This window comes from Candidatus Hydrogenedens sp., assembly GCA_035378955.1.
Lineage (GTDB): Bacteria > Hydrogenedentota > Hydrogenedentia > Hydrogenedentales > Hydrogenedentaceae > Hydrogenedens.
The window spans coordinates 1-22,701 of the sequence record DAOSUS010000046.1; the positions used below are offsets into that span (position 1 = coordinate 1).

A 22,701-nucleotide genomic window follows, 5' to 3' on the forward strand; every position below is an offset into this window, starting at 1 on the left:
TAATTTCCCCAAATAAACATCGCCGTTCGTGTGTGCAAAGGGTAATAAAATATGCGCCCGATTGCGAATAATCATATCCCCACAATCGGATAGAACACCTGTGATGTTTGTCGGGGTCGTATTTCATTGTTTATTTTCTCCAATTATTTCCGTTCTACCTTTGGGGCACGGGGTGCCGTCCATTTCATTGTAACACGGGGTGGTGTTTGTTGGGGAATATCGCGGGGAAATGTTTGTAGGGGCGACCGGCCGGTCGCCCCCATGAATGTAATATAGAAAAACGGGGGGATTCAATTGTATGGGGATAGTGCGGGGTTGGATTTGTAGGGGCGGCCGGGGTTAATGTTTGTATGAGGGATGATGTAGGGTTATATTTGTTTGGGCGACTGGCCGGTCGCCTCTACCATTATTCAAAACAATATTCCCGTGGATACGATTGGACATAATAACAAATGAATTCATTTATATACATGGTCGCATTATTTCGTTTTTTAATCATTCCTTATTGTGCATGCAAACGGTAATAAAATATGCACCCGATTGGGAATAATCATATCCCCACAATCGGATAGAACGCCTGTGATGTTTATTGGGGTCGTATTTCATTGTTTATTTTCTCCATTTATTTCCGTTCTACCTTTGGGGCACGGGGTGCCGTTTATTTCATTGTAACAGGTGGTACCGTTCGTTTTACGTAACACGATATACCATTCATTTTGATGTATCGCGGCATACCGCCCGTTTGGGCGACCGGCCGGTCGCCCCTACATTATTCAAAACAATATTCCCGTAGATACGATTGGACATAATAACAAATGAATTCATTTATATACATGGTCGCATTATTTCGTTTTTTAATCATTCCTTATTGTGCATGCAAACGGTAATAAAATATGCACCCGATTGCGAATAATCATATCCCCATAATCGGATAGAACACCTGTTGTTTTATTGGATGGGTTCACAAATAATTTTCATCCGTTTCCCAATTCTCGGGATTATTAAAAATATATGCACGAATATCATGCAATTCTTTTTCATTGCGGATAACATGTTCGTAATAATTCCGTTGCCAGACGGGATTGCCAGGGGTATTTTGGTATTTGTTGATGCGTTTGGTGGTGGCGGATTTAAATCCCGCAACAAATGATGATATTGATTTTTTTAATGGGCCACGCGGTTGTTGTAGGGGCGACCGGCCGGTCGCCCAAACATTATTATCCAAAATCCTCACAATTCCGTGAATATGGTTGGGCATTATTACAAATTCATCATTCAACAATTCAATTTCCCCTCGTATTTTTGCCGAACGAAACCATTCATCATGTACGATTAACCCCAATTCATTTAACCGCATTTGCCCATTTATAATTTCCCCAAATAAACATCGCCGTTCGTGTGTGCAAAGGGTAATAAAATATGCCCCCGATTGCGAATAATCATATCCCCACAATCGGATAGAACGCCTGTGATGTTTATTGGGGTCGTATTTCATTGTTTATTTTCTCCATTTATTTCCGTTCTACCTTTGGGGCACGGCACGCCGTTTATTTCATTGTAACACGGGGTGGTGTTTGTTGGGGAATATCGCGGGGAAATGTTTGTAGGGGCGACCGGCCGGTCGCCCCCATGAATGTAATATAGAAAAACGGGGGGATTCAATTGTATGGGGATAGTGCGGGGTTGGATTTGTAGGGGCGGCCGGGGTTAATGTTTGTATGAGGGATGATGTGGGGTTATATTTGTTTGGGCGACCGGCCGGTCGCCCCTACATTTGTAAAATGGGTGGATTAATGCGATGTTTGTTATGTTTTTTGTAGAGACGAATATTTATTCGTCTCTACATATTTTTGAAGGCAATGTTGTAAATGTTTAGGTTGATTCTATTATTTTAATTTCGTTGGGGGTTAAATCATATAATTGGTAGACGAGGTGGTCGATTTCGCGTTCTAATTCGGTTGTATCGGTTTGGGGATTCTGCTTCTTGGCTACCAAGATTTCATCTACTAATGTCTCCATTTGTTTCACAATGGGCTCGTTCTCGGGTATGATGGGAGGAATGTGGGCTAATTCAATATATAGTTTCTTCCATTGATACGCATGTCCTAAAGATACTCCAATTTGTTTAAATTCCCAATCAAAAATTTTTGAATTCATCACTGTACACAAATATTTTGCAAATCCTATTTCACTTAATAATATAAAAGCAGAGGCTTCAATATATATTCCTTTTTCTACAAAAGCGAATTTGCTATCATAAGAAATGTCTGCCCACACCACCTTTTCCTTTTCGAACTCGTGGTAGTAAATGCAAGGTCGTAATTCCCACCAATAATCGCCTTGGTCGTCTCTTTTTTTGCTTTTTCTTCAAATTTTTTTAGATGGTTCATTAAAGATGGGAAAGTATTTTCTAAAAATTTTTCTGACTTTTTGATGTAGCAGGAATCGGAAGGATAGGGTTGAGGATTGTGTTATTATGGGTATATAGGGATAGGGTTGAAAAAAATGGTTTTTTTGTAATATAATACACCGCATTATTTTTTTAGGAGTATTTTCAGGATGTCGAAAGAACGCACTTTTGTAATGATTAAGCCGGATGGGGTTGCTCGTCGTTTCGTCGGTGAGTGTATTCGCCGATTTGAGCAACGGGGGCTTAAATTGGTTGCGATTAAGATGCAGATATTAACTCGTGAGAAGGCGGAGGAGCATTATAAGGAACATAAGGGTAAGGATTTTTTTGATAGTTTGGTGAGTTTTATTTGTTGCGGTCCTACGGTTCAGATGGTTTGGGAAGGTGAAGATGCAATTAATCAGGTTCGTAGCATGATAGGGAATACCAATCCTCTGAAATCGGCACCGGGAACGATTCGTGGAGATTTTGCTTTGATAACGCAGATGAATATTGTCCATGCTTCGGACAGTCCTCAATCGGCGGAGCGTGAAATATCGCTTTATTTTTCGCCCCAGGATATATTAGAATATAAGGCGGACGATGAAAAATGGTTAACAAGTAAATAAAGGGATGTAATTTTTTAATAAATCCAAAATCTAACAAAAGGAGTATTATTCGTGGCAGGTGGAAGAAAAGTTCGTAAACGCAAGATTAATAAGCATAAGCGTAAGAAGAAGAGACGCTTGAATCGTCATAAGAACAAGAAATAATTAGAAAAACCAGCACATTCTCCGGGAAAGGATATTCCCTTTCCCGGGGTGGTGGTTTTTAAATGGTTGTTAAACTCTTTACAAGGGAGAATGGATGTGAGCGACGAAGAAAAGAAAATAATCATCGATGAAGATTGGAAGTCGAAAGTCCAGAAAGAGAAAGAAGAACTTCAAAAGAAGTTAGAAGAGGAAAAATCTAAAAAAACCGAAGAAGGCGAACTCTCTCCGGAAGAATCAATTACTCCCTCTTTTGAAACTATTGTAGGTATTCTAACCACCGATGCTATGCTGGCATTAGGGGTTATTGCTCCTCAAGGAAGCCAGCAGGTTATGATTGATTTAGAACAGGCTCAGTTCTTCATTGATTTGCTGATTGTTTTACGCGAAAAGACCAAGGGAAATCTTTCCCCACAGGAAGAAGGTATTCTGAACAATTCCATTGCTCAGTTACAGGAAATTTATCTGGTGCGTAATCAGCAATATCATGAGGCACAATTACGACAGGCAGGATTAAAACCCAATCCTGAAAAATAGTCATTCGTCCTAAATTTGCCGTAAATAAGTTCTAATATTCCAGCAGAACGGTGAATGTATGTGTTGGGATGTTTGATATTTGTTTTTTTTCTTCCTTTTATTCTCCCATATTAACAAGCCTATTTTTAAGGTTATTACTTACGGTATTGAACATACATAATGAAGTGTGATAATTTAAAACAAAGGAAAAATTCTTTTTGTGTTTTCAACCTTTGAAGAACAGGGTTTGGAAGTATAGAACATTTTTAAATTTAACCAATGACATTCAAGGCTAAGCGATGGCACAAGGAGGTTTTATTTCGGAAACGATAAAGAAATCCGTATTGGTTGTAATTCCAGCCCGTTATGGCTCTACCCGTTTCCCGGGAAAAATGCTTGCAGATTTATGTGGCTATCCTTTGGTATATCATGTTTATCGGCAGGCGAAGAAGGCAAAATATGTGGGTGAGGTATTGGTGGCTACGGATGATGAACGCATTCAATCGGCGTTAGAGCCTATGGGTGTCCCTGTTATAATGACACGAGCAGACCATGCCAGCGGAACAGACCGTATCGCAGAGGTAGCAGAAAAGAGAACGGAAGAAATAATTGTTAATGTTCAGGGAGATGAACCTTTGCTACCCCCGGAATGTATTGATTCGACGATAAAACCGTTGTTGGAAGATACACAATTACAAATGTCAACCGCATGCCGAAATATTACCGACCCATCCTGGATTCAAAATCCCAATATCGTTAAAGTAATAACCAATCAGAAGGGACACGCTATTTATTTTTCTCGTTCTCCCATTCCTTATATTCGTGATGAAGAGCAACGAAAAAATATCGAAGGGATATACTGGCAACATATCGGTTTATATGTTTATCGTCGGGAATTTTTGCTTCATATCTCGAAACTACCCCAAACCCCTCTGGAAAAGTTAGAGAAGTTGGAACAATTGCGCGTGCTTGAGAATGGCTACTCGATTGCGGTTGTTCCGACAAATTATGAAGCATTGGGAGTGGATACACCGGAAGATTTGGCTCATGTCGAAAAAATACTCAAATCAAGAGAAAAGGAAGTATAGATGTCCGATAAAAAACAACCGTTAAAATATATCTTTACCACAGGGGGAGTTGTTTCCTCAATTGGTAAAGGTATCGTCTGCGCCAGTCTTGGTTTGCTTTTAGAATCTCGTGGCTATAAAATAGCTCTTATGAAAATGGACCCTTACATTAATGTAGACCCGGGGACCATGAATCCATTCGAACATGGAGAGGTGTTTGTAACGGATGATGGCGCCGAAACAGACCTTGACTTAGGACATTATCAACGATTTACCCATGCTAAATTATCTCGCAGAAGCAATACGACTACAGGTGCTATCTATAATGCCGTCATTCAGAAAGAACGCGATGGTGCCTATTTAGGTAAAACGGTTCAGGTTATACCGCACATAACCGATGAGATAAAAAACCGCATCCGTGCTTTAACAGTTGATGAGGACGATGTGGATATTGCCATTATAGAAATTGGGGGCACTGTCGGCGATATAGAAAGCCTGCCATTCCTTGAAGCATTGCGACAATTCCGTTTGGAAGTAGGGCCCGAAAATTGTTGTTTTATCCATGTTACATTGGTTCCTTACATTGAAGCGGCAAATGAATTAAAGACAAAACCTACCCAACATAGCGTTCGTGCTTTACGCGATATCGGTATCCAGCCGAACATTATCATCTGTCGAACAGGAATAAGCAAACTCGAAAAAGAACAGCGACAAAAAGTAGCGTTGTTTTGCGATGTGCCCGAAAATGCTATCATTAACGCACAGGACATCTCCCCTATTTACGCCATTCCATTAAACTTCAAAGAGCAGAATTTAGATATCACTGTTTTGAAAATATTAGGGCTGGAAGTCCGCGAAGGTAATCTAACCGAATGGATAGATATCGTTAACCGCCTCGTTTCGGCTACAGAAGAAGTGCGTATTGCAGCCGTAGGAAAATATACCGGTCATGGCGACGCTTACAAAAGTATTAATGAAGCCTTCGTTCATGCCGGTATTGCGAACAATTGCAAAGTGAAATACGAATGGATTGACTCGGAGCGATTTGACCCCGGAAGGGAAAAACCGGAGGACGTTCTTCAGGGCTATCAGGGTATTTTAATTGGACCGGGTTTTGGAACGCGCGGAATAGAAGGAAAAATTAATGTGGCACGGTTCGCACGCGAAAATCGTATTCCCTACTTTGGTATATGTTTAGGTATGCAAGTAGCCGTCATCGAGATAGCCCGAAACTGTTTGGGCTTGAAAGATGCCCATACAACAGAGGTAAATCCGCAAACACCCCATCCAGTAATTTCCCTGCTCACGGAACAAAAAGGTATATCATCGAAAGGCGGAACAATGCGTTTGGGTGCTTATCCGTGTGAGTTGCAACCGAATACCCTCGCATATAAAGCATACGGTCAAACATTGATTTATGAACGACATCGACATCGTTACGAATTCAATAATGCCTATCGTAAAGATTTTGAAGAAAAAGCAGGTATGATTATAAGTGGTATTCATCACCGAAAATTTATGGATATGGAAGAAGAATTAACAGAGATGATAGAACTTAAACCAGATATTCATCCATGGTTCTGTGCCTGTCAGTTCCATCCCGAATTTAAAAGCACACCCTTAAAACCACAACCGTTATTCTGTGCTTTCATAAAATCTGCCCTACAATACAAAAAAACGAGATGAATGATATTGAACCTACACACGAAACAATCGTCTGGATTTGTAAAAATGCAGAACAGGCATGGCAAGAAGGCGACCCTAAAAAGTTGCAATTCTGGGAGGACCAAAAAAAAGAATTCGAGAAAAAGTGTTATCAACGCATTGAAAGCCTTGTAAAACAAAAAACCTTTTTACAGCAGCAACAAGAGGTTTTAATACAAAAAGTTAGAAACGGAGACTATTCGCCAGAAGAAGCCAATCGGATTAACCAGCAAATTTATGAACATAGTGAAGATTTAAACAAACAAATACAATTTTATAGAAACCTCCTTCAATATTCAACAGATGAAGTAGATTTCGTTTCCAATGCAAATGATGAAAGCAATATTTTTGGAGAATCTCTTGAAAATAAAGTCCCATTTCAAAAGGTTATCCCGATAGAACGGTATTTTTACGAATTGTTCCTGTCATTTTTACGCGTTGTATTTCTAAGCAACATTGGGCAGATAACAATATGCTTTTTTATCCTTGTTGCTGCGGTATATTTCACATGGACCTGGAATACACGAGACCAAAAACCCCAATTTGAATACATCCCTATACATGCAGACAACAAACATGTTATACGCATCCTTAATAAAGGCATGTTAAATGCAAAAATCTATTTAACCCCTACATACCCTTGGGAATTGGCTCCTTATATCTATTTCATCGTTTGTTCCGCAGAAACTACTACATCACAACAAAAAACCGATATACAAATCCCACTTAATTGTCTTTACACAGCCAACGGAATTACCTCACCTATAACATCTACATACATTGAAATCTCGCCTGGTTCGGAAAAGAGTTTCGAAATGGATACACAATGCATTAAGCAAAATTTTCCAGATATTACAAAAATAACCCTGACTATCCGCACATTATTCTTTCGCACGCAAGTATTAAAAGTTGATATTGATTTGCCTTCAAACTCAACATAACACTTTTGCTTGTTCTTAGAAACCCTATTTATTCAGAAGTTTCAATTATTTCTCGGACTGGGAAGTATAGCGGAAAGGAATAATTGTAAATGCCATGTCGGATTGAGGAAGTAGTTCTGCAAAGAAAACCCCATGCGATTCTTTTATCAACAATCGTCTTCCGCACACAGGACACATATACTCAGAGCCCGGATTTACATCCTCTGCTATTTTGATATGAGTGCTACAGAACGGACAGGCAAGGCTACGACTATCTCGTTTGTGGTAATCTTGAAGTAGTGAGTGTATTTTTCCCATGTTATATGCTTCAATTAGAGCATCTACCATTTCAGGGTCTAATTGCGTTCCTTTCGCATTGATAATTTTTTCGATAGCAATCTCCGGGTCTAATCCTTTTCGATAAGGGCGATTGCTCGTCATGGCATCCAGCGTATCTGCAACCGCTACTAATCGTCCTTCTGGGGGAATTTCTTTTCCTTTTAAGCCATAGGGATAGCCTTTCCCATCGTATCGTTCATGGTGATACAAACAATAGGGAATAATCGGCTGGAATAAAGCAATATCTCTTAGCAAATCGGCTCCTCGTAAGGGATGAATTTTCATTTTTTCAAATTCTTCATCAGTCAATTGTCCCGGTTTTCTAAGAATGGCATCATCTACAGCAATTTTTCCAACATCATGCAAAACCCCACCCATATACACCTCTTCTATTTTCTCTTCAGACCAGCCCAATACTTTCGCTATCTCTATGGAAAAATTTGTTACCCTCCATGTATGACCTATAGTATAATGGTCTCGTAATTCCACAGCATTAGCAATAGTTGTTAATGTGTCCTTATAACTCTGTTTTATCATTTCGATATATTGTGCATTACGGAGGGCTATTGCTGCAGGTCCCGCTATAGCCACCAGCATTTCAAGGTCTTCTTGACTGAAAGCACGAGAGGTCCCTCGCGTATCCACATAAATCACACCCAAACATTGATTTTGATAAACAAGGGGAACACACATCGCAGAAGCAATTCGGTGCCGAATAATACTGCCCGAAATATTTTTAAAACGGCTATCTTCCCCTGCGTTTTGAGTAATTAAAGCCTCCCTTTTCTCAAAGGCACGATTTACAATAGTAGCACTGATTGAAAATTCTTCCAATGCCATTTTTGTATGGATAAATTCCGGGACAAGTCGTTTTCTTCGTTTATCCCATAACAAAATGGCTCCGTTATGGGCAGGTAATAGAGAGAAAATTTGTTCTATAATTTTTGAGAATAGATTCTTTAAGTTATTCTCACTGACAATAATCTGATTAGCGTTATAGATAGCCTGCAAACGCTTCTGGATAGACTTCAATTGTTCCTGCGCAACTTTCCCCTGTGGAACCTGAAAAAGTGTTTCATGGATAAGACTTAAATCAGCACTTTCCGTGTCTTCATCTATAGTGGCATCAAAACGCACCGGAGAGTTATCTGTATCTGATGATGTGTCTACAACTTCATAACGGATTAATTGTGTCCCAACACGAAAAACATCCCCAGGCTTGAGTAAATACTCCGTAATTTTCTGAGTGCCTACATAAGTTCCATTAACACTATTTAAATCTTTTAGTAATGGACCTTTTTCCGTTGGTTCTATTACCGCATGCTTTCTTGAAACTTTTGGGTCTTCAAGAGAAATAACATTTTCCTGCCCTCTACCGATAGTTAAAACCTCATCGGCAGGGAAGGAAGCACCTTTTTTTGTCCCGGTAAGGACTACAATATTTGCCTCTTTCATAAAAAATCTTTCCTTACATTTAATATCATTTTACCTGATAATGCAGGTAAAAAGGAAAGAATTTTTGTTATTGTTACATAATTTGTTAAAGAAATAACAATTGTTTTAAGGGAAAAATTCGTTTTGTGTAAAAAATCTATAAAGTAAAGGGGATTTCTTTACAAAAAAATGGCGCGCCCGGCGGGATTTGAACCCACGGCCCCTTGCTCCGGAGGCAAGTGCTCTATCCAACTGAGCTACAGGCGCGTTAAAACACATGGCTCTTTTATAAGAATATCACATTTGTAGAATACAATTCTAAAAAAGATATTGATTTGAAGGATTAATCCTTACTTCCGAATTCATATTTTACACCTGCGGATAAACGATGTTCCCAGGGTTCAATATCTCGCTTCTGATGTTCACTGTCATATTCGTTGGAAAGGGTTAGTTCTACACTAACATTTTTTGAAACAGGCGTTGATAAATTTGCCAAAGAATTAATACGATAATAATCAATATGTTCTAAACTGGGTTCAAATGTTAAATCATGGGAAAGTTCCGAATTTAAAATTCTTCGTTTGTATTTACTCCCTATTTTCAAACTTGTAAAATCATTGGTTGTTTTTTCCGCATTCAGTGGGTTTAAAACTTTTATACTTCCCCCAAGAATTCCACCCAAACTTCCAATATCCGACGGGTCTTGGATTAATCTTTGAGAAGAAGTAGCTATTTGATTTAACCCTTCCTGAATTTGTTCCTGCTTAACCTGATTCTTTTGAAAGGGCACATACGGGAGCCATTCTTCATGGGTTAACATGAGTGCTCCTTCCATAGACCATGTCTGATGGGGTTGGGATATAATCTCGTAACCTGTCCCACCACCTATCTGTCCCCTTAATCCTAACTTTCTCCCTTCATCTCGTTCCACTCCCATATCTGTGTAAATATACCAATTCTTTTCAGGATAATATTGATAACGGAGTTTCCCATTATATCTTCGCGTGTTAATTTCATTTTCAACCTCACTATAAGCCCCAGACAATTCCATTTCTATAAGGTCTTTCGTCCTTTTTCCTGACACTGCTATACTACTTTCCAAATTTGTAGTATCTGTCGTTCCTTTTTGAAGTGAAGCAAGAAGCTTACCACTGCCTGACCATTTCCTCTTATCCTTTTGTTCCTGTATTGCTGGATTTTCAGTTGTAGGTGTGATTTTTTGGATATTTTCCCAGGGAATAGATTGTTTCTTCCCTTTTTCTGTTATTAACAACTTATCACTTGTAAAATCCATTTTTCCCTGGATTGTTTCTCCGTTTACAAGTGATACTTCGAATGGCTCTTCTCTCTCGATTTTATTTATATCTGTTCGCTTTACAGTAATAGTTCCCAGAATATCTGTATTTAAAATTAGATGGTCATTTGTTATCTCTACAATTTCCCCTGTAAGGCTATCGCCATTGACAAATTCTATACGGTCTGAATAAATAAATGAAACTTCCAATATAGAAAAAAATATAATAATAAAAAATATAAAGAAAGTATGTCTTTTTGTTTTCATATTCAGTCCCTTAAAATGTATAATAGTTTAGCAATACATTGTTATATTAGACGAATGAAAGATATATATGTATTCAATTTTATATTTATATAGGACGATTAAATGTGCTAATAAAAACGCAGAAAGAATCCTATTAGAAAACAATCACGATTATATGTTATATATTGTAATATATTCTTGAATTTCTCTCTGAGGACTTTTTATGCAAATGCTGTATGACACATGGTTTTTATGGTCTATTACTTTTTTATTTCTTTCTCTACTTATAGTTTCTTTTCTCATTGGAATTTATAAAAAGAAGAAAGAAGAAAAACAACGCATTTTAAGAGATTGGGAACGAGTTCGATATATTTTAAAAGAGAAGGAATTGAATGAGAAGGAAATAAAACTTTTTGAAGAAATTATACATAAATACGACCCTCAAAATCCGTTGGGTGTGACAACTTTTCGTCAGCAATTTATCCGTTGTATACATAAGTATATATTAAATGCTCGAAAAAATCTTAGTTTTGAGGAGCTGGATGAAATCGGTGAGGCAATTCGTGAAATCAGTATTCGATTAGGTCACGACTATATTCCTTATGGACAGCGTATATATACCACTGTAGAACTTTATCAGAACCAACCGTTATGGATGGCTCCCCAAGGAGAAAACCCTTCCCTTTGGAGAAAAGGGAATGTTGTAGATATAAACGGTGCTTTTTTTCGGGTCACCCCATTTACGCCACGAGATAGGCTTCCTGTAAATTTAGGACAATACATTTCATTCAAGATGTGGCGGGAAGATGATGCACGGTATCAATTTTCTACCGTATTACGAAGAATAGAATTAGACCCGGAAATCTATGTGTTTGACCATGCGTTCTCTTTAGAACGATTTCAATCCCGTGCCTATTTTCGTGTTCGATTGGACAAACCTGTAGAAGTAGATATTGTCAAGATAGATAAAAAATATGATTTAAATCAGATTAGTGCCGATGATGTGCCCAGTCAAATCCAATTTTCTACCCGCGCTCGTATTGTGAACTTAAGTGCCGGCGGTTCTGCTATACTAATTGATAGAGATATTGATGAAGGATTTTTTATCCGAATACTTCTTGATATGGAAGATGATAAAGAACCAAAATATATCACATTGTATATGCGTATTATTAATAAAGTAAATGTGGCATTGGGAAGGTATATGTATCGTGGAGCCTTTATGGGATTAACTGATGAAAATCGAGACCGTCTCGCCAAATATGTATTCCGTCAACAGCCGCCTGTATCCTCAGCACTTCGGGAACAACAGAAGAAAGATGAAGATAACAAAATATAAAGAAAGATATAAAGCGGGACAAGGGAGATAAATTCAATAATGCAATGGGAACGCATAAAAAACAATCAAAGCAAAATAATTCCTTTATCCGGAATTTATGTTTTTGTTCATACTACAACATTTTTTCTATATGAACTTCTGTCTTTAAATTTAGAACTTTCCTCAGGAAATTTTTCCAACAACATACTGTTGTCCCTTGTAGATATTGTTAGAGAATTACTTCTTTGCGCTATTTTAGGGGCGTTACAATCCATTATTTTTGCCCGTCTTGGTGTAATTTTAGAATTCCCTATCTGGCGTTGCAGAGATGATAAAGAAGCACTACGCCGATTCTTTCTGCTCTGGTTTGGGATTAATGCAGGACTAATTACCATTAATCGCGTAGCCAATATATTAGAAGAAAGAGGAATTTCAGACCTTGCTTCTTTGCTGGTAGGAATAGGACTTATTGCGAACATTGTTTATTTACCTTTAGCTATCTGCTGGATGTATTCGGGTGAAAAACTGTCCGAAAACGATTCGTTTTTTCGTGTGTTTCGTCCCATTACACGGCAATGGGGGGAAACATTAGGAATGTGGGCTATTCTCAGTATTTCCCTGTTTGTTGCTCTGTATTTATTATCTCTGCCAATATTACAAGAACCCTCTATTTTTACCGTTGTTATAAAAACTCTTATAATCATACCTCTGGCAGGAATTGACATTATCGTTTTTTGCTGGACATGGCTATTATGTATTCAGTGCAGAATTCAAGGATTGGACGAGGATGTATCCTTAGATGATTTTTAACAGCACAAAAAAGGAGTAATTTATATCCATGAAAGCCATTATTCTTTGTGCCGGTAAAAGCACACGAACTTACCCGCTTACGGTAACCCGTCCCAAGCCCCTACTCCCTTTATTAAACCGACCTATTATTGAAATTCAAATGGAAGGACTTTACTCCTTTGTTGAGGAGTTTATTCTTGTTGTTGGTTATCGTCAGGAAATGATACAACAACGATTGGGAGAAAACTGGAAGGGGAAAAAAATTACTTATGTTATCCAGGAAGAACAACGCGGAACGGGACATGCCATATTGATGTGTGAAAAAGAAATTCAGGGTCCTTTTATGGCAATGAATGGAGATGACCTTTTTGACCCGAACGACTTAAAAAATCTTGCCCAGCAAAAACGACCTTCTGCATTAGTAAAAGAAGTGCCAAATCCCAAAGATTACGGGATATATGAACTTGATAGCGGTAATAGAGTAATAAGACTGGTAGAAAAACCCAAAGTTATTTTCTCTAATATCGCAAATATCGGTGCCTATTTATTTACACCGGAGATATTCCCTATCTTACACAAAACACCATTATCGGAACGTGGAGAAATTGAGATTACTTCTGCAATACAAACTATGGCTCAACAAAGTGGCTTCTGGGTATTGCCTGCGGAGGGATATTGGCTACCCATTGGCTATCCGTGGGATTTGCTTCGAGCCAATGCTTTTCTGTTGGACCGCATGCAAAACCCCATAATTTTGGGAACGGTAATGCAGGGAGCATGGATTGAAGGGAAAGTTTTCATTGATAAAGGGACAATTATTCGTTCGGGCAGTTTTATTGAAGGCCCTGCTTACATCGGTAAAAACTGCACAATAGGTCCGAATTGCTGGATACGACCTTATACAACCATCGGGGATAACTGTCGTGTTGGGCAGGCTTCCGAAATAAAAAATTCTATCTTGTTTGACCATGCTTATGCCCCTCATCAGAATTATGTTGGTGATAGCATTTTGGGTGAAGGGGTTAATCTGGGATGTGGAACCGTAACCGCCAATGTCCGTCATGATGGACAAGCCCCTAAATCTGTTGTGAATGGTATTCTGATTGAAACAGGACTAAAAAAATTAGGGGCTATTTTAGGAGATAATGTCCATACAGGAATATTAACCGCCCTTTATCCCGGTCGTAAAATGTGGCCTAATACCTTTACACGCCCCGGTGAAGTCGTTGAGCGAGATATCATTGGTGAAGAAAATGAAAATGGCTAACAAGAGATAGAAATATGAAAATAGTTTTTTTTGGAAATGCTACCGAAAAAAATGCTGGAATACGGTATCGCGTAAAAAAATTCGCAGAGATGTTAGAAGCCGAAGGGCATCAATGTGTAATTTGCTTACATTCCTCAGTGGATTTCTACTTAAAATATTTTGAGAACCAACCCAAATATAAAAAAGCAATTTACTGGTTCTGTGTATGGCTAAATCGGTGGTTCCAATTAAGGCATGTTTTGGGTGCCGATGTTGTATTTTTAAGAGGACCCATTTTTAAATTTGGACCTCCCATTTTTGAATATATTATTTACTATTTGCTAAGAAGGAACCTTGTATTTGACATTGATGATGCGGTTTGGGAAAAACCTGCATTTGTAAAAAATTGGACCCTGAAATTAGTAGATTTTGATTGGGCAAAGAAAATGTGCAAAATCTGTGCAGGTGCCGTTGTCGGTAATCGCTATCTGGAAGAACATGTAAAACAATGGGGAGCAAAAAGAATTGTTATCATCCCGACATGTATTGATATGGAAAAGCATCAATCTAAAAAAGAGTATCCCAAACACAACAATCCGGTAATCATAGGCTGGACTGGATCATATACTAATTTAGGTTATCTGGATATACTCAAAGAACCTTTAAAAGAATTATCCAAAAAATATCCAATACAATTATTTATTGCCTCTAATGGTTTAGATTACAATATGGATGGTGTTCATGTTATATTCGAAAATTGGAAATTCGAAAAGGAATTTGAATACTTGCAAAAGCCCGATATTGGTCTAATGCCGCTTATAGATACACCACGAGCACGAGGGAAATGTGCTTTTAAGGCTTTGCAATACATGGGTGTTGGAACGCCTGTGGTCATTTCTCCTGTGGGAATGAATGCGGAAGTGATAGAAGATGGGGTTCATGGTTTTTTGGCTCGCACACCCGAGGAATGGTATGACCGATTGGAAAAATTAATCGCTAACCCCGATTTGCGAGAACAGATGGGACGGAAAGCACGACAACGCGTTATAGAATTATATTCTTTTGAAGCAAACTATCCACAATTAAAAGAATTTCTGTTGAATATTGCAAAAGGATAAATCAAAATGAAAGAAACAAATAACCCGGATGTTGCTCTGGCGTGGGAGTGGATAGAAGAATTAGATGCATGGGTAGAAATGCACGGCTTATGCGGTTATGACCGCTTCGATGTAAAAGACCATCCCCTATTTCGCTCTTTACAAACTGTGCGAATACTTCGCAAGTTAAGTTCCGGCTATTCCGAATTATTTCCAAAACTTACACGATGGCTTTTGCGTGTGAAGAAAACGGAGAACCCCAAAGCCCATGCACTAATGGCATTAGGTTATCTACGATTGCATAAAATTGAACCAGAGCAAAGACATCTGGAGCAAGCAGAAAAACATCTTTTGTGGCTTCGTTCTCAACGGGTAGCAAATATTGATGGTTGGGCGTGGGGCTACCCTTTTGCCTACACGGGTAAAGGGGTTCATGTCCCTGCAAATACTCCCGTAAGCGTGGTTACCGCTATTGCAGGTCAAGCCTTTTTATCCGCTTACCAGATAACGCAAGAAGAACAATATCTCTCCGCAATTCTTCAAATTGCGGAATTTTTTACGGAGGAACTCCCTCGCTGGACGACAAAGAAAGGGGAACTGTGTTTCGGATACGCACTTAAAGGAGACCCTCGAAAGGTGCATAATGCAAATCTGCTTGTAACAGAATATCTTTATCATCTCTCTAATATTACAGGCGAAAAAAAATACAAGGAAATGGCTCAACCTGCATTAGAATTCTCGCTAAAAGCACAAAACGAAAATGGTTCCTGGTATTATGGATACTGGGAAGAAGGAGACCCATCCGAAAAAGAATTACATAAAATTATAGATAATCATCATACAGGGTTTGTTTTGAGGTCAATATATGAGATTTATAAGTTGGAACCGAATGAAATGCTTAAAGAAAAAATCTTAAAGGGTTTTCAATATTACGCTACTTTATTCGATGAATTTGGTCAACCCCACTTTGCGGAAAATAAAAAATGGCCTGTAGATATATATGCTTGTGCTGAAGGAATCTTGTGCCCCTCTATTTTAGCGGAAGTTATCCCGGCAGCACATGTTCTCGCGGTATTCGTTCTACGGTGGGCATGGTTTCACATGCGGAATTTGAAAACAGGCGAACTTTACTATCGGCGATATCCGTTCTTTGTATCTAAAATTACCTTTCCGCGTTGGGGCGTGGCATGGATGTTTCGGGCTATTGCGGAATATCTTTCCCGTTTCTACGAAGTGAAAGAACGAGTAGAGAGATTAAAAATGCAAGCCATACGCTGGATGGAACCCACTACCCTTGCAGGGGATATATCACAAAGCAATTCAACAGAAAAAACACAATGATTCGGAGATTACTATGCTTCAGGGAATTATAAAAAAAGCAAAGCATTAACCATTGATGTTCCTACTCCACAGGTAGGCAAAGGTATGGTTCTTATAAAAGTTATTTTCAGTTGCATTTCCGCAGGAACAGAATTAAGTGGACTTGCCCGCAGTAAAAAACCGTTAATTCAGAGGGCATGGGAACAACCGGATAAAGTAAAAAAAGTGTTAGACATACTTCGGGACGAAGGCTTCACAGTTGCTTATGCAAAGGTTAAGAATAAATTAGAATCAGGAACACCTATCGGTTATTCTATTAGTGGTGTTGTTATAGCCGTGGGTGATGGAATTAGTCGTTTTCAACCCGGGGATAAAGTTGCTGCGGCAGGTGTAGGTTATGCTCATCATGCAGAATTCGTTTCTGTTCCCGAGAATCTCGTAGTCAAGATTCCGGAAGAAGTATCCTTTGAAGAAGCCTCTACAGTAGCATTAGGGGGAATTGCCATACAGAGCATACGCCGTGCCAATCTTCAATTGGGTGAGTTTGGTGTGGTTTTCGGAGCAGGAATTTTAGGTTTATTAACAACACAAATGCTCCTTGCTTCCGGCATAAGAGTAGCCGTAATTGATATTGACCCGCATCGTTTAGATATAGCCAAAGAATTAGGAGCGGAATGGGTTATTAATTCTAATGATGAAAACAATGTTGAAAAAGTCCTCAATTGGAGTGATGGTTATGGTGCAGATGCTGTTATTTTCACAGCATCTACCCAGCAAAATGACCCCCTATCTCAATGTTTTCGCATGACACGAAAAAAAGGAAAGGTTGTTTTAGTAGGTGTATCAGGTCCAGAAATCAAACGCGAAGACATCTATTCCAAGGAATTAGATTTTCTTATCTCCACATCTTATGGCCCAGGCAGATATGATACGCACTATGAAGAAAAAGGCGTTGATTACCCGTATGCCTATGTTCGCTGGACAGAAAACAGAAATATGAAAGAATACTTGAGGTTGGTTCATAGCAATCATATAAAACTTGGTAGATTGATAGAAAAGACCTACCCTATTGAACAAATTGCTGATGCGTTCGAGTGTCTTTCCTCTGAAACACCCCGACCGCTAATCATGCTCCTTCAATATGGAACCCCTGAAGAAAAACCTTTGCTCCCCACTACATCGCAACAGATAATTCATGTAAACACGAATTATATAAAAAAATCTGTTATTCATGTTGCTGTTATTGGCACAGGGGGATTTGCAACAAATATGCATTTGCCAAATCTTGCAAGGCTTAAAGACAAATATTCCATTTACGCCACTATGGACCGTTCCGCACAACAGGCAAAGTTTGTTGCAGAACAGTATCAAGCCAAATATACTACAACCAATCTGGATGAGATATTAAATGATAAACAGGTAGACCTCGTTTTAATAACTACAAGACACGACTCCCATGCAGAATATTGTTTGAAAGCATTACAGGCAGGAAAACATGTTTTTGTGGAAAAACCCTTAGCCATATCTCAGGAAGAATTGGATAAAATAAAGGATTTCTATGCTCAGGGGAGTGAATCCAAACCCGTATTGCTTGTCGGCTTTAATCGTCGGTTCAGCAAATACCTTGCAGAGATAAAAAAACATACAGATAAGCGAGTTAACCCTTTGCTAATCCACTATCGGATGAATGCAGGTATTTTGCCTTCAGACCACTGGGTTTTTGAAACAGGTGGTAGGATTATCGGCGAAGCATGTCATATTATAGACACTATTTCTTTCCTTACCCAAAGCCCAATTGAAAGTATATCTGTAGAATCTATAACACCAACCACAGACCGATACAGCCCCACGGATAACAAAATTGTGCTATTGAAATACAAAGATGGTTCCGTTGCTTGTTTTGAATATTTCTCCGTAGGAAGCACAGAATTCGGTAAAGAGTATATGGAGATTCATTTTGATGGGAAAACCCTTGTAATGGACGATTACAAATCATTAAAAGGATATGGTCTAAAAATTAATGAAATACAAACACGAACCAGCCAGAAAGGACATTTCGAAGAACTTCTTGCCCTGCACGATTCCATAACGGGCAAAAACCCCAATTGGCCTATCTCCCTCACAGAATTATTCCAAACCACAGAAGTTACCTTTCTTATTAAGTAACTTTATCTTTTCCACTTATTACAAGTTTCGTGAATATTAGTTTTTTTCTACTTTGTAAATAGAGTTCCATAATAAGGAATGGTGCTTCCATAAGATATCCTTGGAACTATACAGAGGAATGCTATTTTTAATCTGATACAATTCAGGATTTAATAATATAGGATTTGTCGCAACTTTCGTAAGAACAATATCAGAAAGCATATATTGAGAACCGATTGGATTTGATAAATCAAACTTAAAAATTTGTGAAAAGAAAGTATCTTTGTAGATATTTCGATATTGGAAGGCATTGGATACAACAATATAATCAATATTATATCGTTTAATAAACTCTTCCTCTTTTTGTTCTTTTAACAAACATGGAATAATTTCTCCACCCACAATACCATCTGCACTTATTAATTGAGCATGCGTGTTAAATTGAAACTGTATTTCATAAATTAATATTTTACTTTTCTCATTAATACCTAATTCATGTGCTATTTTGGCAAAATCATTTCCCAGTATACGGTCAAAACTATATTTATAGTTCTCCGGTTTATTGATTTGAAAATGTTGGTATATAGCAAATGAAAAAATGAGGAACGCAACAACAATTGTTATCTTTGTAAATTTCGAAAAATAACGCACTACTTCTATTGTAATCCATGGAAATAATAAAGGGATTAATATTAATAAATATCTACTTGAATAATTCATAGGTGGAAAAATAAAGTAAAGAAATGTCAGGATAGCACTACTAAAAAACATAATATTTTTTATTCTATCATCAGAACGAAACTTGGGCAGGTTCAGAAAAATCAAAAGGATAAAAACGGCTAAAAGAAAAAGTATAGAAGGAGCCAACTGCCATAAATCATCAAAAGAAATTAAGAGTTTCTCTATATAGGAAATATCTTTATTTTCCAATGAACGGACAAACCGTCCTAAAACAGAAGATGGCAAAAAGGACCCCGTCATTACAAATAAATAGCCATAAACTATCCCTACACTGGATATACCTATAAGGAAATATTTCAAGAAACTTTTTCTATCCTCTGAAATAAAAAAAACGGCGATAATAAAAAATAAAAGATATTCCGGTCGAACAAGAATAGAACATCCTGCTAAAAAGATACCTGTATTTTTCCAATCTAATTTTAATAAATATAGAGCCAACGCAGGAACAAAAACTATTAAAGCCGTTTCGTATAACTGAGTGGAAGATATAAAAAGAGAATAAGTAAAAACATAAGAAAGTATCAGAATTTCAACAACCAATACCCGTTCTTCTTTTTCTATCAGAGAATTTTTTCTGCTAACGGACAGAAATATATTGAACATTACTCCTAAAAAAATAAGCACTTTATTTAAATAAGTGGCAAAAACTAACCACATTCCAAAACCCAATAAATAGTAAGGGATAACATTCAATATTACCCAGAGAGGAGAAGTTGCTCCATGCTTTACTTCATATCCATAAACAAAAGGTTTTGGAAAAAAATCACGGATAAAAGTGAAATATATGGTAGCATCACCATGAATTCGTGTTTTGTGGAGATAAAGAATAAGGATAAGAAAAATAAAAGGGAGAAGTATAAATATACGATATATAATTTTTCCTTTTTGAAAAAGATGGATATTTAAATAAAACATATTATCTCCAAGGAAACAACACTACTACAGAAATATAGCAATGGGAATGGATAGAGATTGGTTGATTATTGCCTGTATATCAGATGCCTCTAATCCGTTACCATCAACATCTATATCCTTATCAATGGGCGTAATACCCAGAATAACCCTTACAGCAAGTTCCACATCTTCATCGTCCACTTTACCATCAACATTAATATCCCCATCACTCAGGGGAACATCTCGCCGTGTTGCCCACCCATCAATAACCCCGACCCCATTTACACGATAAGGAATGTAACCCGGTGCTGTAAAGGCAAGGTTGTATGTCCCAGGCAATAATAACCGATGATAATTCCCCACGCGTGGATGAGAGAATACCGGTTGCGTGTTGCCTTGCACTAAAACTTTCGTCCAGACAGGTTCCCCTGTATTACGGTCATATATCAGACCTCGCACTCCTCGTAATACACATTCTAAATACGACAGCATAGATTCCCGATTATCATTCCAAATAGTTGGTATCCATGACCCTGCTGGAAATTTCGTATTGAACAGTTCTATTGTCATTTCAATACATCCTGTAAAGCGATAGTTCCAATCTTGCATACCTCCTGTAATCACATACCACGCTGCACCATTCGTTATCCCGCCGGGAAATTGAGTACTGTTGTACATAGATAAGTTATAGATAGCATATCGCGTGGCTATCCACTTCATAAGGGCATCGTCTGGTGTCGGTGCTTCCACTCCACTGGGGCCACCATCATTATCATACGGATAATTGACAACCAGTGCTCCGGTATGAAAATTTGCAGACAGACTAAAATTATGTTCTAATGACCAGCGCATAATGTGCTGAATCTCCGGCTCGCGTGTTTCAATAGATAAATTCCCACCATCATAATAAAATGTATTAAAATCTGTCGGATAATCGGGAAAAGAACGGTTTAAATCTACACCGTTAGCATTTCTCCGTGTTACCAACTCACGCCCGTCCGGATTCATTAATGGAACAATCCATATAGATACCTCATCAACTACATTCTTTATTCTCGCATCTGTGGAATAGTTTTGTAGCAGATACTCCGCAAAAAACAAGCATAGTTCTGTCCCTACAGGTTCATCTCCATGTATTGTAGAGATATACTTAAACTCCGGTTCATCTTCTTCTACATCCGGATTATCTGAAATATGAATTGCCCATAATTCCCGCCCCTGTACAGATTGCCCTAACGAAATTAGTCGCGTAAGATTTGGATATGTGTTGGCAAGGTCTTGCAAAAACTGGGTCATTTCCGCATAATTGTGATAACCCGAAGGTGTTTTTTCTATATAAGGTGACGGGTCTGTTCCGATAACTTGTAATTCAAAACCTTCACTTTGCAATTTTTCCAGAGCAGTTTCCGGAATATAAACACGGGCATATTTACCATCAAAGAAATCAACAGAATAACCCTGTTTCTCAAGATAATTCAGGTCCGATAAGTTTTTAATATTCACCTGCACGATATACCATACAGGCAAGGATACTTTCTGAGCAAAAGATTCATTGATCGTCAGAAAAATAACAACTAACAAAAAGATTAAGAACTTTTTCACTACTTTTCAAATCCTTTTTAACATAAATTAAATACTCATATTATAAAATTTTAAGAAATTACCAGCAATCTAATTATCGGCGACTTATAAATATGTATTATAACGAATTAAACAAATATCTTCATGGAAAATTATTCAATTTTTATAAAAGTTCTTTTCTATTATTATGCCACAAAAACCATGTCCAATATCTCACAAATATTATGAAAAAATCTTCAAAAACTATAAGAAATAGGTAACAACGGAACATAGAGAACAATAGGATTAAAGTTTATTTGTATTTGCTGGTAAATGAGGTTGTCAAACCTCTTATAAATACTCCGCAATGAATTAAAACTTGTAGACAACAAACAAGCAAATAGATATAAATTTTGAAGTATAGAAATATAAATTTGTAACCCTAAAATTTGTTCATTACTCGTGCATTCATGGTAACCTTGACAGGTAGGCAACCTTAGCCAGACAGGCATTATTTTTTCACCTTACCCGCATGGCCAGTACCCAATCGAAAAATTGCATTGTAGAGGTAAAAAATCTTTCGTCTCCTCCTCTTTGTTTTCTGTCTAAAATTTCCTCTGTGGTTTTTTCCGAAAAAAACATTTCCCTGTAGATGAAGTCCCCGCTTCGGGTGTTTTTTAGTGGTTAAAATTTTTACCATAAAATCTGTAGATGCGAAACATATTTCACTCTTCTCTGTATCCTTTGTGTCGAATTTCCTTCGTGTCCTCTGGGGTTAATTCTTTTTTACCACGAAGCACACCAATAAACACAAATCAAAACGAACATAAAAAATTCGTTCCTCATCCATGCATTTATGTCAGACAAATCTTGTCGAATTGTGTTTTCCGAAGCCAGGAGGTTTCAACTACT

Annotated in this window: 17 protein-coding genes, 1 tRNA gene and 1 pseudogene; 11 read left to right on the plus strand and 8 right to left on the minus strand. The window is 37.9% G+C overall.

Annotation, left to right across the window (positions count from 1 at the left end; translation table 11 throughout):
* The 3 genes and pseudogenes from PLA12_09785 to PLA12_09795 form a co-directional block, all read right to left on the minus strand.
* Positions 1-127, minus strand: a 127-nt coding sequence (locus PLA12_09785) for a transposase (GenBank protein ID HOQ32791.1), incomplete at its 3' end; no start/stop codon positions are given.
* A gap of 834 nt (positions 128-961) precedes the next feature.
* Positions 962-1,495, minus strand: a complete 534-nt coding sequence (locus PLA12_09790) for a transposase (GenBank protein HOQ32792.1) — start codon at positions 1,493-1,495, stop codon at positions 962-964.
* Between the two features lie 377 nt (positions 1,496-1,872).
* Positions 1,873-2,325, minus strand: a pseudogene (locus PLA12_09795) (TaqI-like C-terminal specificity domain-containing protein).
* A 234-nt stretch (positions 2,326-2,559) separates the two neighbouring features.
* On the opposite strand from PLA12_09795, the gene ndk reads away from it, so the two are divergent.
* The 5 genes from ndk (at position 2,560) to PLA12_09820 (ending at position 7,387) form a co-directional block, all read left to right on the plus strand.
* A complete protein-coding gene (ndk, locus tag PLA12_09800) occupies positions 2,560-3,018 on the plus strand; it encodes a nucleoside-diphosphate kinase (GenBank protein HOQ32793.1) in 459 nt (152 codons plus the stop codon).
* Positions 3,019-3,258: 240 nt separating this feature from the next.
* Complete coding sequence (locus PLA12_09805) at positions 3,259-3,696, plus strand: DUF1844 domain-containing protein (GenBank protein ID HOQ32794.1); 438 nt, start codon at positions 3,259-3,261, stop codon at positions 3,694-3,696.
* A gap of 278 nt (positions 3,697-3,974) precedes the next feature.
* Positions 3,975-4,763, plus strand: coding sequence for a 3-deoxy-manno-octulosonate cytidylyltransferase (gene kdsB, locus PLA12_09810; protein ID HOQ32795.1), 789 nt, complete (start codon positions 3,975-3,977; stop codon positions 4,761-4,763).
* A complete protein-coding gene (locus PLA12_09815) occupies positions 4,764-6,428 on the plus strand; it encodes a CTP synthase (protein ID HOQ32796.1) in 1,665 nt (554 codons plus the stop codon).
* A complete protein-coding gene (locus tag PLA12_09820; protein HOQ32797.1) occupies positions 6,425-7,387 on the plus strand; it encodes a hypothetical protein in 963 nt (320 codons plus the stop codon). The genes PLA12_09815 and PLA12_09820 overlap by 4 nt, the downstream gene beginning before the upstream one ends.
* Positions 7,388-7,432: 45 nt before the next feature.
* Here the strand turns inward: PLA12_09820 and PLA12_09825 are convergent, their stop codons facing one another.
* The 3 genes from PLA12_09825 to PLA12_09835 all read right to left on the minus strand — a co-directional run bounded on the left by PLA12_09825 (position 7,433) and on the right by PLA12_09835 (position 10,700).
* Positions 7,433-9,160 carry an HD domain-containing protein gene (locus PLA12_09825; GenBank protein HOQ32798.1) on the minus strand — a complete coding sequence of 576 codons (1,728 nt, stop codon included), beginning with the start codon at positions 9,158-9,160 and terminating at the stop codon, positions 7,433-7,435.
* A 169-nt stretch (positions 9,161-9,329) separates the two neighbouring features.
* A tRNA-Arg gene (locus tag PLA12_09830) sits at positions 9,330-9,406 on the minus strand.
* 76 nt (positions 9,407-9,482) lie between these two features.
* Complete coding sequence (locus tag PLA12_09835; protein HOQ32799.1) at positions 9,483-10,700, minus strand: DUF481 domain-containing protein; 1,218 nt, start codon at positions 10,698-10,700, stop codon at positions 9,483-9,485.
* A gap of 202 nt (positions 10,701-10,902) precedes the next feature.
* Here PLA12_09835 and PLA12_09840 point away from each other — a divergent pair, with 202 nt between their 5' ends.
* The 6 genes from PLA12_09840 (at position 10,903) to PLA12_09865 (ending at position 18,615) form a co-directional block, all read left to right on the plus strand.
* Complete coding sequence (locus PLA12_09840) at positions 10,903-12,018, plus strand: PilZ domain-containing protein (GenBank protein HOQ32800.1); 1,116 nt, start codon at positions 10,903-10,905, stop codon at positions 12,016-12,018.
* Between the two features lie 39 nt (positions 12,019-12,057).
* Positions 12,058-12,807 carry a hypothetical protein gene (locus PLA12_09845; protein ID HOQ32801.1) on the plus strand — a complete coding sequence of 250 codons (750 nt, stop codon included), beginning with the start codon at positions 12,058-12,060 and terminating at the stop codon, positions 12,805-12,807.
* Between the two features lie 28 nt (positions 12,808-12,835).
* The gene (locus tag PLA12_09850) at positions 12,836-14,053 is read left to right on the plus strand and encodes a sugar phosphate nucleotidyltransferase (protein HOQ32802.1); all 1,218 of its coding nucleotides are present in this window, start codon (positions 12,836-12,838) and stop codon (positions 14,051-14,053) included.
* 14 nt (positions 14,054-14,067) lie between these two features.
* Positions 14,068-15,150 (plus strand): glycosyltransferase family 4 protein, encoded by a 1,083-nt coding sequence (locus PLA12_09855; GenBank protein HOQ32803.1) that lies wholly within the window; start codon positions 14,068-14,070, stop codon positions 15,148-15,150.
* 6 nt (positions 15,151-15,156) lie between these two features.
* Positions 15,157-16,470 carry a hypothetical protein gene (locus PLA12_09860; GenBank protein ID HOQ32804.1) on the plus strand — a complete coding sequence of 438 codons (1,314 nt, stop codon included), beginning with the start codon at positions 15,157-15,159 and terminating at the stop codon, positions 16,468-16,470.
* Between the two features lie 84 nt (positions 16,471-16,554).
* Positions 16,555-18,615 carry a bi-domain-containing oxidoreductase gene (locus tag PLA12_09865; protein HOQ32805.1) on the plus strand — a complete coding sequence of 687 codons (2,061 nt, stop codon included), beginning with the start codon at positions 16,555-16,557 and terminating at the stop codon, positions 18,613-18,615.
* A gap of 36 nt (positions 18,616-18,651) precedes the next feature.
* On the opposite strand, the gene PLA12_09870 is transcribed toward PLA12_09865, so the two are convergent.
* Positions 18,652-20,250 (minus strand): hypothetical protein, encoded by a 1,599-nt coding sequence (locus tag PLA12_09870; protein HOQ32806.1) that lies wholly within the window; start codon positions 20,248-20,250, stop codon positions 18,652-18,654.
* 24 nt (positions 20,251-20,274) lie between these two features.
* Positions 20,275-21,831, minus strand: a complete 1,557-nt coding sequence (locus PLA12_09875) for a M14 family zinc carboxypeptidase (protein HOQ32807.1) — start codon at positions 21,829-21,831, stop codon at positions 20,275-20,277.
* Positions 21,832-22,701 lie beyond the last annotated feature (870 nt).